At 68.0% G+C, this 500-nt stretch carries 1 pseudogene; it reads left to right on the forward strand.

Annotated elements, in window-relative coordinates:
* Positions 1-327, forward strand: a pseudogene (locus tag B5M43_RS14985) (hypothetical protein); the annotation flags it as partial.
* Between the last annotated feature and the right edge of the window lie 173 nt (positions 328-500).

Raw genomic sequence — 500 nt, forward strand, 5'->3', positions numbered from 1 at the left:
TTCCTGGACGAGCCGACCGCGGCGCTGGGGGTGCGGCAGACCCAGAACGTGCTGGAGACCATCCGGCGGGTGCGGGACAAGGGCATCGCGGTGGTGTTCATCTCCCACTCCATGCCCCACGTGATGGAGGTCTCCGACCGTATCCAGGTGCTCCGGCTGGGCACCCGGGTGGCGAACATCTCCGCCGGCGACACCTCCATGGAAGAACTCGTCGGCCTCATGACCGGCGCCGTCACCCGCGACACCGCCGCGACCGCACCCGCCGACCTCACCCCCGAAGGCGATCTCGTCGAGGAGGACGCCGTCACCAAGGAGCCGAACTCATGAGCACCACCAAGCCCCCGACCGAGACCGTCGCCATCGGAACGATCGACGAGCCGAGAACCGGGTTCTGGCGTGGCCTGCTGCGGGCCCAGGCCTTCCAGATCCTCCTGGTGCTGATCGTCATCGTGCTGATCTTCAGTGCGCTGGCGCCCGACACGTTCGCGCAGTGGTCGAAC

Source organism: Microbacterium sp. MEC084 (assembly GCF_004514465.2).
GTDB lineage: Bacteria > Actinomycetota > Actinomycetes > Actinomycetales > Microbacteriaceae > Microbacterium.